The sequence below is a fragment of the Mycobacterium colombiense genome, from assembly GCF_003284935.1.
In the GTDB taxonomy this organism is placed as follows: domain Bacteria; phylum Actinomycetota; class Actinomycetes; order Mycobacteriales; family Mycobacteriaceae; genus Mycobacterium; species Mycobacterium arosiense_A.
In genome coordinates this window covers 18,907-31,342 of record NZ_QMEV01000008.1, presented here as the reverse complement: position 1 = coordinate 31,342, position 12,436 = coordinate 18,907, and the positions used below count along the sequence as shown (strand labels likewise).

Genomic DNA, 12,436 nt, shown 5'->3' with positions numbered 1-12,436 from the left:
GATGAACGAAGAACGGCGCATGCTGGCCGAGACCGTCGCCGCCCTGGTCGCCAAGCACGCGGGCCCGGCCGCCGTGCGCGCGGCCATGGAATCAGACAAGGGCTACGACGAGTCGCTGTGGCAGCTGCTGTGCGAGCAGGTCGGCGCCGCGGCCCTGGTCATTCCCGAGGAACTCGGCGGCGCCGGTGGCGAATTGGCCGATGCCGCAACGGTTTTACAGGAGCTGGGCCGCGCCCTGGTGCCTTCCCCGCTGCTCGGCACCACCCTGGCGGAGCTGGCGCTGCTGAGCGCGGACGAGCCGGACGCCACGACGTTGGAAGGCCTCGCCGAGGGCGCCGCGATCGGCGCGCTGGTCCTCGACGCAGACTATGTGGTCAACGGCGACATCGCCGACGTCGTCGTCGGGGTCGAGGACGGCCGGCTGAGCAGGTGGACCCGATTCGGCGCCGAGCCGCTGACCACCATGGACCCGACCCGGCGCCTGGCGCGGCTCAAGGCCGAGCAGACCGAGCCGATCGGCACCGACCCGGGCCTGGCGGATGCGGCGGCCATCCTGCTGGCCGCCGAGCAGATCGGCGCCGCCGAACGCTGTTTGGAGCTGACCGTCGAATACGCCAAGGACCGAGTGCAATTCGGCCGTCCGATCGGCAGCTTCCAGGCGCTCAAGCATCGGATGGCGGATCTGTATGTCACCGTCGCCGCCGCCAAGGCCGTGGTCGCCGACGCCTGCGAGGCCCCCAGCCCCACCAACGCCGCCGCCGCCCGCCTGGCCGCCACCGAGGCGTTGAACATCGTGGCCGCCGAGGGCATCCAGCTGCACGGCGGCATCGCGATCACCTGGGAACACGACATGCACCTGTACTTCAAGCGCGCCCACGGCAGCGCGCATCTGCTGGATTCGCCGCAACAACTGCTTAAGCGGCTGGAATCCGAGGTACTCCAGACGCCGTGACCGACCGTGTCTCGCTGCGCGCCGGCATCCCACCGTTCTATGTGATGGATGTGTGGCTGGCCGCCGCGGAACGCCAGCGCAGCCACGGCGACTTGGTCAACCTGTCGGCGGGCCAGCCCAGCGTGGGCGCACCCGAGCCGGTGCGGGCCGCCGCGGCGGCGGCGGTGCATTCCAACGAGCTGGGTTACTCCGTGTCGTTGGGCACCCCCGAACTGCGTGCCGCGATCGCCGCGGACTACCGGCGCCAGCACGGCCTGGACGTCGAACCGGACGCGGTCGTGATCACCACCGGCTCCTCGGGCGGTTTCCTGCTCACGTTCCTGGCCTGCTTCGACGTCGGCGACCGGGTGGCGCTGGCCAGCCCCGGCTACCCGTGCTACCGAAACATCTTGTCCGCCTTGGGCTGCGAGGTGGTCGAGATCCCCTGCGGACCGCAGACCCGTTTCCAGCCGACCGCGCAGATGCTCGCCGAACTCGACCCGCCGGTGCAGGGCGTCATCGTGGCCAGCCCCGCCAATCCGACCGGAACCGTCATCGAGCCGGCGGAGCTGGCCGCCATCGCTTCCTGGTGTGACGCGTCTGGAGCGCGACTGATCAGCGATGAGGTGTACCACGGCCTGGTCTACGAGGGCGCACCGCAGACCAGTTGCGCGTGGCAGACATCGCGAAACGCCGTGGTGGTCAACAGCTTTTCGAAGTATTACGCCATGACGGGCTGGCGGCTGGGCTGGCTGCTGGTGCCGCCGGAGCTGCGCCGCGCGGTGGATTGCCTGACCGGAAACTTCACCATCTGCCCGCCCGTGCTGTCGCAACTCGCCGCGGTGGCCGCCTTCACCCCGGAGGCGACGGCCGAAGCCGACGGTCACCTGCACCACTACGCGACCAACCGCAAACTGGTGCTCGACGGGCTGCGCAGCATCGGCGTCAAGCGGTTGGCCCCCACCGATGGTGCCTTCTACGTGTACGCCGACGTCTCGGAGTTCACCGACGACTCGATGGAATTCTGTTCGAAGCTGTTGGCGCAGACCGGCGTTGCGATCGCGCCGGGCATCGACTTCGACACCGCGCGTGGGAATTCGTTCGTGCGGCTGTCCTTCGCGGGGCCGACCAACGACATCGAGGAAGCGGTCCGGCGCCTCGGGCCCTGGCTCGCGGCGCGCTAGCCCAAGCGCGCGAGGAGGCTAGGCGTCGAGCACCTGCGCGATGCGCGCCTCGACCGCGCCCCGCTCGCCGATGCCCGCCACGTCGATGCCGAACCGCTCACCGAGCACGTCGATGACCGCCGCCGCGTCATCGAGGCGGATCTTCTCGCTGCCGTCGGCGCGGTGGATCGTCAGATTCCGGCCGGCCAGGTTGTAGCGGGCGTCGTCGGTGGTCAGCGCGACCATCAGGCCCGTCACGAATGTCGACTGCGGGTGCGTCGAGACGTACCAACTGCCCACCCGCAGGTCGATCTGGGGCACGGTCTGGGTGCCGAAGACGTACAACGGTTGCCACGCGTCTCGGACCAGGGCTTGCAGGACCAGACCGTCGCCGCGGTCGTTCAGCCGGTACGGCTCGTGCGTGGTCTGCTGGGCGTTGCCGGTCTGCAAGCGGATGGGAGAGGTCAGCGTCTGGCCACCGAAGCCGACGTCGACCAGGAACGAACCCTGCGAACCCGGGAACGTCACCGCCAGCGTCGTGTGCGTCTGGGCACCCAGCGGGGTGTCGGCGGGCTGCATCCACACCACCCGGCCCGCCAACCGCCGCACCCGGAAACCTATTTCCACCAGCGCGTAGCCCAGCAGGCCGTTCTGCTCGTAGCAGTAGCCGCCGCGGCGCCGGCGGACCAGCTTGTCGGTGACGGCTTGCGGGCTCAGGTCGTCGACCGGCACGCCCATCAGGGGATCGAGGTTCTCGAACGGGATCGAGCCGACGTGTGCGGTCATGAGCGCCTGCAGCACCTCGAGGTTCGGCTCGGCCGGGCCGTCGTAGTGGATGCGGTCGAAGTACCCGGTGAGGTCCAGCGTCATGACACCATTCTCCGGCCCTGCGGTCGCGCGACGGCAGCGGGTGTGGCCTTGGGGTTGTTTCATTCCTGTCGAATACGGCAACCCGCCAACGGGGCCTTAGCGCTTCGGTATATCGACAACGGAGTCCATCATGCACACCAGCAACACCGTCTGGATCATCATCGCCGCAGTTGTGGCGGTCCTCGTGATCGTCGGCCTCGCCATCGCCGCCCGCAGAGCTACCCGGCGCCGCCGCGAGCGGGAGGCCGAGGGGATTCGCGAACAAGCCAAGTTGGAGACCGCCAAGGTCGAGCGCCGCGAGGCGCTGGCCGCCGAGACGGCCGCGAAAGCCCGTGCCGCGCAGGCCGAAGCCGAGGCCAAGGCGGCCGAAGCCGCCCGGCTGCACGATCGGGCGTCCACGCATCAAGCAGAAGCCGCGTCCTCGCGTGAACAGCTGGGCGAGCAGTTCAAGCGTGCCGACAGCCTCGACCCGAAGGTCAAGGCCGAGAAGGACGCCGCCGCCGGCGAGGACACCGCCGGACGCGAGGACACCGCCGGACGCGACCCCGCGTGGAGCCAGGAGCAGCCGATCGCGGACAACTCCCCCACGGTCGACATGTCGGCCGACCGCCGCGACAAGTAGGGCGCCGCTACAGCCAGGTGTCCTGGGTGGTGGTGGTCAGGAACGCTTCCAGGTCGTCGCGCCACTGCGCCGGTGTCGTCTTGTCCGGTTCGATGCCGGTGTATTCACCGCGATAGAACAGCAGCGGCCTCGGCTTGATCTTGGGAGCCTCCGAAAGCGACTGCACCGCGCCGAATACCACGAAGTGATCGCCCCCGTCGTGCGCGGAGGCCACCGTGCAGTCGATGTAGGCCAGTGAACCGTCGATGATCGGCGACCCGAGTTCGGAAGGGTGCCAGTCGATCCCGGCGAACTTGTCGGGCTCCTTGGAGCCGAAGCGGGCCGAGACGTGCTTTTGCTGCTCGGTCAGCATGTTGACGCAGAACCGGCCGCTGGCCTCGATGGCCTTCCACGACCGCGACACCTTGGTGGGACAGAACAACACCAGCGGCGGATCCAGCGACAGCGCCGCGAACGACTGGCAGGCGAAGCCGACCGGGGCGTCGTCGTGCACCGTGGTGATGATGGTGATCCCGGTGCAGAACTGGCCCAGCACGCTGCGGAACGTGCGCGGGTCGATCGGCGCGGCAGTCATGGCGTGAAAAACTAACCCTTGAATCCGACGCTGAAGTCGTGACCCCACAGGCTGATCGCGGTGCTTTCGCGTGCGATCCAATCGTCGTCTTTGACTTGCCTTCCCTCGCAGCCGAATTCGACGTCGAACCCGCTGGGTGTCTTCATGTAGAAGGACAGCATCAGGTCGTTGACGTGGCGGCCCAGGGTCGCCGACATGGGCACCTTCTTGCGCAGCGCCCGATCCAGGCACAGGCCGACATCGTCGGCATTCTCGACCTCGACCATCAGGTGGACGATGCCGCTGGGCGTCTGTCCGGGCATGAAGGCCAGGCTGTGGTGGCGCGGGTTGCAGCCCAGGAACCGCAGCCAGGCCGGCGGACCGTCGGCGGGCCGGCCGACCACCTGTGGCGGCAGCCGCATCGAGTCGCGCAGTTTGAAGTCCAGGACGTCGCGGTAGAAGTGCAACGTCTCTTCGTCGTCACGCGTGGTCAGCACCACGTGGCCCAGGCCCTGTTCCTCGGTGACGAACCTGTGGCCGTAGGGACTGACCACCCGGCGGTGTTCGAGCGCCGCGCCGTGGAAGACCTCCAGGCAGTTGCCTGACGGGTCGGAGAACCGGATCATCTCGTCGACCCGGCGGTCGGCCAGTTCGGCGGCGGTGGCCTCTTTGTAGGGCGTGCCCTCGATGTCCAGCCGGTTCCGAATCTCTTGCAGCCCAGCTGCATTCGCACATTCCCAGCCGGCTTCGATGAGCCGGTCCTGCTCGCCGGGCACGATCACCAGCCGGGCCGGGAAGTCGTCCATCCGCAGATACAGCGCACCTTCGGTGCTGCCCTTGCCCTCGATCATGCCGAGGACTTTCAACCCGTATTCACGCCAGGCCGCCATGTCGGTGGCCTCGATACGCAGATAGCCCAGCGAACGGATGCTCATCGCGCACCTCCCAGGAAGTCGATCGTGAGCTTGTTGAACTCGTCGAATTTCTCCACCTGTGCCCAATGCCCACACTGCCCGAAAACGTGAAGCTGTGCACGCGGAATGGTTTTCAGAGCGACCAGCGCGCCGTCGAGCGGGTTGACCCGGTCCTCGCGGCCCCAGATCAGCAACACCGGCTGACGCAGGCGATGCACCTCGCGCCACATCATGCCGAGCTCGAAATCGGCTCCGGCGAAAGACATTCCCATGGCCCGCGTCGCCGTCAGCGATTCGGGCGTGCGGGCCAGCTCGAAGCGCTGGTCGATCAATTCGTCGGTGATCAGTTTCTGGTCGTAGACCATCACCCGCAAAAACGCCTCGAGGTTTTCCCGGGTCGGCTCGGCGGAGAACTTGCCCAGCCGTTTGACGCCCTCGGTCGGGTCGGGGGCGAACAGGTTCACGCTGACCCCGCCCGGGCCCATCAGCACCAGCTTGCCTGCGCGATCCGGGTAGTCCAACGCGAACCGCACGGCCGTGCCACCACCCAGCGAATTCCCAACCAGCGGAACGCGTCCCAGGCCCAGCTGGTCGAACAGGCCCGCCAGGGCGCGGGCCGCGTAGTGGTTGAACTGCCCGTGCTCGGCGCGCTTGTCGGAGAGGCCGTAGCCGGGCTGGTCGACGGCCAGCACGTGAAAACGCTCGGCCAGCACCGGGATGTTGCGCGAGAAGTTCGTCCAGCTCGCCGCGCCCGGACCGCCGCCGTGCAGCAGCACCACGGTCTGCTCGTTGCCGACACCCGCCTCGTGGTAGTGCAGCTTCAGCGGGCCGTCCACGTCCACCTCTGCGAAGCGCGAGGTGGACTCGAAGGTCAGTTCCTCGGTCGCCGTCATGGTTAGACCATGGTGTCGCCGGGCGGCAACCCGAACTCGTTGTTCCCGAAGATCTGGTAGGCCCGCTCGGGGTCGTTGGCCGCGTGCACCCGGCCGGCGTGTGCGTCGCGCCAGAACCGTTGCACCGGTTGGTCATTGCCCAACGCCGTCGCGCCGGAGGCCTCGAACAACCGGTCGATCGAGGCGATCGCCCGCCCGGTGGCACGCACCTGGTCGCGGCGGGCGCGGGCACGAAGTTCGAACGGGATCTCCTTGCCGGCGGACAGCAGGGCGTACTCGTCGGCGACGTTGCCGCTCAACTGGCGCCACGCCGCGTCGATGTCGCTGGCCGCCTCGGCGATGCGGACCTTGGCGAACGGGTCGTCCTTGGCCTTCTCGCCGGCGAACGCCGCGCGCACCCGCTTGCCCTGGTGCTCGACGTGCGCGTCGTACGCGCCGTAGGCCATGCCGACGATGGGGGCCGAGATGGTGGTGGGATGCATTGTGCCCCAAGGCATCTTGTAGACCGGGGCGGTGTTGGTCTGGTATCCGCCCGCGGTGCCGTCGTTCATCGCCTTGTAGGACAGGAACCGGTGTCGAGGCACGAAGACGTCCTTGACGACGACGGTGTTGCTGCCGGTGCCCCGCAGGCCGACGACGTGCCACACGTCGTCGATGCGGTACTCGCTGCGCGGGATCAGGAAGCTGCCGAAGTCCACCGGACGGCCGTCCTTGATCACCGGACCACCGAGGAAGGCCCACGTGGCGTGGTCACAACCTGAGGACCAGTTCCATGAGCCGTTGACCAGGTAACCGCCGTCGGTCACCACGCCCGCGCCCATCGGGGCGTACGACGACGACACCCGGGTCTTGGGGTCCTCGCCCCAGACCTCCTCCTGCGCCTGCTGGTCGAACAGCGCCAAGTGCCAGTTGTGCACGCCGATGATCGAGCTCACCCAGCCGGTGGAACCACAGGCGCTGGCCAGGCGCCGCACCGCCTCGTAGAACAGCGTCGGATCGCACTGCAAACCGCCCCACTGCTCGGGCTGCAACAGGGTGAAGAAGCCCACATCCTGGAGATCCTGAACGGTCTCGTCGGGCAGCCGCCGCAGGTCCTCCGTCGCCTGAGCGCGTTCGCGAATCTGCGGGAGCAGATCATCGATGCCAGCCAAAACCGACTGCGCATCACGCTGTTGAATGGACGTCACTTACGTTTGCCTCCTGCGCCAGACTTACTCAGCGGACTTACACCAGAGACTAGAACACGTTCCGATTTGTGTCGAGCAGGGTATTCCTGCGGCTGGTAGCGATACGAATCCGCTTTTCTGTAACATGTTCTAGTTGCAACGAAAGGGAGGGACGGGCCTTGACCGAGGCGATTCCCGACGAGCCACTCGGTGACCACGTCCTTGAACTGCAGGTCGCCGAGGTCGTCGCCGAGACCGACGACGCGCGGTCGCTGGTGTTCGCGGTACCGGACGACGAGGGTGACCCCGAGATCCCGCCCGAGCGGCTACGGTACGCGCCGGGCCAGTTCTTGACGCTGCGCGTTCCCAGCGAGCGCACCGGCTCGGTCGCCCGCTGCTATTCGCTGTGCAGCTCGCCGTTCACCGACGACGCGCTCACGGTCACGGTCAAGCGCACCGCCGACGGGTACGCGTCCAACTGGCTGTGCGACCACGCCCACAAGGGGATGCGGATCCACGTGCTGGCCCCGTCGGGCAACTTCGTGCCCAAGACGCTGGGCGACGACTTCCTGCTGATGGCCGCGGGCAGCGGCATCACCCCGATCATGTCGATCTGCAAGTCCGCGCTCGCCGAGGGCAGCGGGCAGGTGACGCTGGTGTACGCCAACCGTGACGAGAAGTCGGTGATCTTCTCCGACGCGCTGCGCGAGCTGTCGGCCAAGTACCCCGACCGGCTCACGGTGCTGCACTGGCTGGAATCGCTGCAGGGCCTGCCCAGCGTGGCCGCGCTGGCCAAGCTGGCCGCCCCCTACACGGATCGGCCCGTGTACATCTGCGGCCCGGGCGCCTTCATGGATTCGGCGAGACAGGCCCTGGAAACGCTGAAAGTGCCTGCGGCACAGATACATATCGAGGTGTTCAAGTCGCTGGACTCCGACCCGTTCGCGGCGGTGAAGATCGAGGACACCGCCGAAGGTGACGAGCCGCCGGCGACCGCGGTGGTGGAGCTGGACGGCGAGACGCACACCGTGTCGTGGCCGCGCAACGCCAAGCTGCTCGACGTCCTGCTGGCCAAGGGCCTCGACGCGCCCTTCTCCTGCCGCGAGGGTCACTGCGGTGCGTGCGCGTGCACCTTGAAAGGCGGCAACGTGAGCATGGAGGTCAACGACGTGCTCGAGCAGCAGGATCTGGACGAGGGCCTGATTCTGGCCTGTCAATCTCACCCGGAATCTGATTCGGTAGAAGTCACCTACGACGAGTAGTCGCGGGGTTAAGTTCAGCCTTGGGGTCAGCAAACCGGGAAAGGGAGCATCGATGATGCGGCTGGTATCGGGATTCGCAGTCGTCGCAGTGCTGCCGATGCTCGCGCCCGCCGGGGTGTGCGCGGCGGCGAGCAACACCGCCACTACCCTGTTCCCGCTGGACGGGCCCAACCAGCTGGAGACGCGGGCCGTCCTCAATTGCTTCAAGGCCGACGGTCACTGCGACTTCACCGCCGGGGCGGACATGCTGACGCCCGACGGGGTGACCGGCTTCCCGCCCGGCCTGTGGGCCCGGCAGACCACCGAGATCCGGTCCTCGAACCGGTTGGCTTACCTCGACGCGCACGCCAACGGCCAGTACGAGCGGGTGATGAAGTCGATGGGTTCCGACGAGATCACCACCATCTACATGGGCGAGGGCCCCCCGGAGAAGTACCAGACGAACGGGCGCATCGACTCGACCGATTGGCAGACGGGTCAGCCCAAGACCGACAACAACGTCATCGCGTGCACCCACATTCAGGTGGTCTACTCCGGGGTCAACATCACCTCCCCGAGCACCTGCGCGCAGACCACCTTCTCCTGACCCGGGCCGCGCCGAGCCTGCAAATGCGCAGAGAAACTGCGAGTGACGGCCTGCGAAATTACAGGTTGGGCGACGCGTCCCGACTGGCGGTCACCCCGCCCGCCGGACTGCCTTCCCGTGCGGGCGCCAACCTCTGGCCAGCAGCGCCCGCCTGGCACGCTCGATGACATCGCCCGGGTCGTCCTCAGCGATCACGCGAATGATGACCCAGCCCAATTCGGCGAGCTTTCGGAGTCGCCACTGGTCCTTGACGTGCTGACGCCGATCGGTGCGGTGTTGGTCGCCGTCATACTCCGCAGCCACGCCGAGCTCCGGCCAGCCCATATCGAGCATCGCCAGATACCGATAGCCGTCGACCACCGGTATCTGCGTGGCCGGGACGGGCAGCCCCGCATTGATGAACAGCAACCGCAGCCACGTCTCTTTCGGTGATGCGGCACCGCCGTCCACCAGGGGCAAGACCGACAGCAGGCGTCGTATCCCGCGGGCGCCCGGGTATCGCTTCGCAATCAGCAGCACATCCTCCGCCGAAAACGGGGTCGCCCGCATCAACGCGTCGAGGCGCGCGACCGCCCGCCCGCGCGGCAGATACCGGCCCAGGTCGTAGGCCGTCCGGGCGGGACTGGTGACCGGCAACCCCGCGATGCGGGTGACTTCGTCGTCGGCGAGTAGCTGCTCACGCGCGACGATCCCGCGCGGTGGCCGCGTGTTCGACCAAACCAGCTCGACGGGGATATCGGCGTCAACCCACTGTGCACCATGCAACGCCGACGCCGCGGCTCCCGCCACGATCGCCCGACGCCGCGACCACAACCAGGCACCTTCAGTCCGGTCCCGCAGCGAAAGTTGTTGTCGCTTCTGGGCATACACCCCCGGAAAGACAGGCCGATACCAGCGCTGTAGTTCATGCCGCGTCACGACTCCCCGCGCGATCGCTTCGCTGCCGAGAAACATCCCTGACATGGACCGCATCGTGGCACCAGGCACCGACATCGCGCCGAGCCTGGAAATCCGCAGCGAAAATGCGGGTGCCGGGCTGCTCAATGACAGGCTCGGCGAACGGGACCGGCTCAGCGAAGCGGTTGACCGCTAGCGGGGCAGCCCCAGGAGTCGCTCCGCGGCGACGGTGAGCAGGATCTGCTCGGTGCCGCCGGCGATGGTCAGGCAGCGGGTGTTGAGGAAGTCGAACACCGCCTGGTTGTGCACCAGGCCACCGCCCGCGGACACGTCCATGGTGAACTCGGCCAGGGCCTGGCGGTAGCGGACACCGATGAGCTTGCGCACGCTGGACTGCGCACCGGGGTCCTGGCCACCCACGGCCAGCTGGGCGATCCGCTGGTCCAGCAGCGCGCCGGTCTGCGCGGCGATGATCAACCGCCCCAACCGGTCTTGCTGCGCGGCGTCGAGGTCGAGCCCACCCAGCAGCTCGAGCAGTTCCTCCATCGGGTTGCCCAGCGCCGTTCCGTTGGCCATCGCGACGCGCTCGTTGGCCAGCGTGGTGCGGGCCAGCCGCCAACCGTCGTTCACCTCGCCGACCACCAGCTCGTCGGGGACGAACACGTTGTCCAGGAACACCTCGTTGAACAAGGAATCGCCGGTGATCTCGCGCAGCGGGCGGATCTCGATGCCCGGCGAGCTCATCTCCACCAGGAAGTAGGTGATGCCTTTGTGTTTCGGCGCGTCGGGGTCGGTGCGGGCCAGGCACACGCCCCACTTGGCCTTGTGTGCCGCCGACGTCCACACCTTCTGCCCGGTCAGGTTCCAGCCGCCCTCGGTCCGGACCGCCTTGGTGCGCAGCGAGGCCAGGTCCGACCCGGCGCCGGGCTCGGAAAACAGCTGGCACCAAAGGAATTCGCCGCGCGTGGTGCCCGGCACGAAGCGCTCGATCTGGTCCGGGGTGCCGTGCTCGAGGATGGTCGGCGCCGCCCACCAGCCGATCACGAGGTCGGGCCGGACCACACCGGCGGCGGCCAGCTCCTGATCGATCAACAGCTGCTCGGCCGGGCCCGCGCCGCGCCCATACGGCGGCGGCCAGTGCGGCGCCTGCAGACCCGCCTCGGCCAGCGCCGCCTGCCGCTTCTCCTCGGGCAGTTCGGCGATCTGGGCGACGGCGGCGGCGATCTCCGCCCGCTGGTCCTCGACGTCGGTGAGGTCGATCCCCAGGCGGCGCCGCACGCCCGACTGCGTCAGCGCGGTGATGCGCCGCAGCCAGGCCTCGGCCCCGCCCAGGAAGCGCCCGATGGCGTGCGCCCGGCGCAGGTACAGATGCGCGTCGTGCTCCCAGGTGCAGCCGATGCCGCCGAGGACCTGGATGCAGTCCTTGACGCTGGCCTTCACGGCCGCGATGCCGGTGCTGGCCGCCAGGGCCGCGGCGAGGGAGAACTGGGATGCGTCGCCCTCGGCGGCCGCGCGCGCGGCATCGGCGGCGGCCACCTCGGCCTGCTCGGCGCGGCACAGCATCTCGGCGCAGATGTGCTTGATGGCCTGGAAGCTGCCGATCGGCTTGCCGAACTGCTCGCGGACCTTGGCGTAGTCGACGGCGGTCTCCAGGGACCACCGGGTGATGCCGGCCGCCTCGGCCGCCAGCACCGTCGCGGCCAGGTCCTCGACGCGCTCACGCTGGTCCGCCACCACCGTGGCAGGCGCCGAGTCCAGCGTTACGCGCGCCAACGGTTGGGAGAAGTCGGTGGCCCGCAGGCCTTCGAGCTGCACGCCCTCGCTGCCGGTGTCGATCAGCAGCCACTTGCCGTCGGCCGGCGCCAACAGCACGGCGCCGTCGGCGACGCCCAGCGCGAACGGCAGCGTGCCCGAGACCTTCGACGTCGCGGCGTCGAACTCGATGTCGCCTTCCAGCGCCAGCCCGGCGAAGCGCTCACCCGAGGCGAGGGCCCCCAACAACTCGGGATCAGAGACGACCAGCGTGGCCAGCGCGGTCGTGGCGACCGGCCCGGGAATCAGCGCCTTCGCCGCTTCCTCGATGATCGCGCACAGGTCTTCGATGCTGCCGTCCGCCCCGCCGAATTCCTCCGGGATCGCGATGCCGAAGATGCCCAGCTCGGCCAGCCGGGTGAACACGGGCCGCCAGGCGTCGGACTTGCCCTGCTCCACGTCGCGGATCGCCGCGGTGCCGCCCGGCCCCGACGTCGAATTGCGGGCCCAGTCGCGCACCAGGGCCCGCGCGGCGAACTGCTCGTCGGTGACGGTCACTACCACGTGAGAGACCTCCGCGTCCTCGGCTCGACGTGACAAGGGGCGGAACCCCTGTCCTGATTGTGCGATCTGCCCGCCAAGCGGGTATGTCTGAAGCACGTGTTGGCACGCAACCGCTCTCTTCGAGACTAGAACGTGTTCTAATAGTGCCAGTGATCGACCGTCAAGTCGACGCCATTGCAGCAGCACATGCGCTTGTCCGCGGCGGTACGGAGGTGGGAAATTCACACGCAGAATGCGTATCGTTTGCAAACGAACCGCCGGGA

13 protein-coding genes are annotated in these 12,436 nt (G+C 68.2%); 6 read left to right on the top strand and 7 right to left on the bottom strand.

Features of this window, described 5'->3' with window-relative positions; genetic code table 11:
- Nucleotide 1: 1 nt before the first annotated feature.
- Nucleotides 2–952: an acyl-CoA dehydrogenase IpdE2 gene (ipdE2, locus tag DQP57_RS06120; RefSeq protein ID WP_112632155.1), complete on the top strand. Its 951-nt coding sequence runs from the start codon at nucleotides 2–4 to the stop codon at nucleotides 950–952.
- Nucleotides 949–2,115, top strand: coding sequence for a pyridoxal phosphate-dependent aminotransferase (locus DQP57_RS06115; protein ID WP_112632154.1), 1,167 nt, complete (start codon nucleotides 949–951; stop codon nucleotides 2,113–2,115). The genes ipdE2 and DQP57_RS06115 overlap by 4 nt, the downstream gene beginning before the upstream one ends.
- 18 nt (nucleotides 2,116–2,133) lie before the next feature.
- Here the strand turns inward: DQP57_RS06115 and DQP57_RS06110 are convergent, their stop codons facing one another.
- Entirely contained in the window at nucleotides 2,134–2,964 is an 831-nt protein-coding gene (locus DQP57_RS06110; RefSeq protein ID WP_112632153.1) for an arylamine N-acetyltransferase family protein, read from the bottom strand.
- A gap of 130 nt (nucleotides 2,965–3,094) precedes the next feature.
- Between DQP57_RS06110 and DQP57_RS06105 the strand changes: the two genes are divergently transcribed.
- Nucleotides 3,095–3,586: a hypothetical protein gene (locus tag DQP57_RS06105; RefSeq protein ID WP_112632152.1), complete on the top strand. Its 492-nt coding sequence runs from the start codon at nucleotides 3,095–3,097 to the stop codon at nucleotides 3,584–3,586.
- A gap of 7 nt (nucleotides 3,587–3,593) precedes the next feature.
- On the opposite strand, the gene hsaB is transcribed toward DQP57_RS06105, so the two are convergent.
- The 4 genes from hsaB to hsaA are packed head-to-tail and all read right to left on the bottom strand — an operon-like array spanning nucleotide 3,594 to nucleotide 7,133.
- Nucleotides 3,594–4,160: a 3-hydroxy-9,10-secoandrosta-1,3,5(10)-triene-9,17-dione monooxygenase reductase subunit gene (gene hsaB / locus DQP57_RS06100; RefSeq protein ID WP_044487525.1), complete on the bottom strand. Its 567-nt coding sequence runs from the start codon at nucleotides 4,158–4,160 to the stop codon at nucleotides 3,594–3,596.
- An 11-nt stretch (nucleotides 4,161–4,171) separates the two neighbouring features.
- The gene (gene hsaC, locus DQP57_RS06095) at nucleotides 4,172–5,074 is read right to left on the bottom strand and encodes an iron-dependent extradiol dioxygenase HsaC (protein WP_112632151.1); all 903 of its coding nucleotides are present in this window, start codon (nucleotides 5,072–5,074) and stop codon (nucleotides 4,172–4,174) included.
- Nucleotides 5,071–5,946 carry a 4,5:9,10-diseco-3-hydroxy-5,9,17-trioxoandrosta-1(10),2-diene-4-oate hydrolase gene (gene hsaD / locus DQP57_RS06090; RefSeq protein ID WP_112632150.1) on the bottom strand — a complete coding sequence of 292 codons (876 nt, stop codon included), beginning with the start codon at nucleotides 5,944–5,946 and terminating at the stop codon, nucleotides 5,071–5,073. The genes hsaC and hsaD overlap by 4 nt, the downstream gene beginning before the upstream one ends.
- Nucleotides 5,947–5,948: 2 nt before the next feature.
- Entirely contained in the window at nucleotides 5,949–7,133 is a 1,185-nt protein-coding gene (hsaA, locus tag DQP57_RS06085) for a 3-hydroxy-9,10-secoandrosta-1,3,5(10)-triene-9,17-dione monooxygenase oxygenase subunit (RefSeq protein WP_112632149.1), read from the bottom strand.
- A gap of 158 nt (nucleotides 7,134–7,291) precedes the next feature.
- On the opposite strand from hsaA, the gene DQP57_RS06080 reads away from it, so the two are divergent.
- The gene (locus DQP57_RS06080; RefSeq protein ID WP_112632148.1) at nucleotides 7,292–8,374 is read left to right on the top strand and encodes a ferredoxin--NADP reductase; all 1,083 of its coding nucleotides are present in this window, start codon (nucleotides 7,292–7,294) and stop codon (nucleotides 8,372–8,374) included.
- Nucleotides 8,375–8,426: 52 nt separating this feature from the next.
- Nucleotides 8,427–8,960: a hypothetical protein gene (locus DQP57_RS06075; protein ID WP_112632147.1), complete on the top strand. Its 534-nt coding sequence runs from the start codon at nucleotides 8,427–8,429 to the stop codon at nucleotides 8,958–8,960.
- Between the two features lie 90 nt (nucleotides 8,961–9,050).
- On the opposite strand, the gene DQP57_RS06070 is transcribed toward DQP57_RS06075, so the two are convergent.
- A complete protein-coding gene (locus tag DQP57_RS06070) occupies nucleotides 9,051–9,923 on the bottom strand; it encodes a hypothetical protein (RefSeq protein ID WP_165821757.1) in 873 nt (290 codons plus the stop codon).
- On the opposite strand from DQP57_RS06070, the gene DQP57_RS27420 reads away from it, so the two are divergent.
- Complete coding sequence (locus DQP57_RS27420; protein ID WP_276310813.1) at nucleotides 9,922–10,053, top strand: hypothetical protein; 132 nt, start codon at nucleotides 9,922–9,924, stop codon at nucleotides 10,051–10,053. The two genes, DQP57_RS06070 and DQP57_RS27420, sit on opposite strands and share 2 nt — an antisense overlap.
- On the opposite strand, the gene DQP57_RS06065 is transcribed toward DQP57_RS27420, so the two are convergent.
- A complete protein-coding gene (locus DQP57_RS06065) occupies nucleotides 10,050–12,173 on the bottom strand; it encodes an acyl-CoA dehydrogenase (protein WP_112632146.1) in 2,124 nt (707 codons plus the stop codon). The genes DQP57_RS27420 and DQP57_RS06065 overlap by 4 nt on opposite strands.
- Between the last annotated feature and the right edge of the window lie 263 nt (nucleotides 12,174–12,436).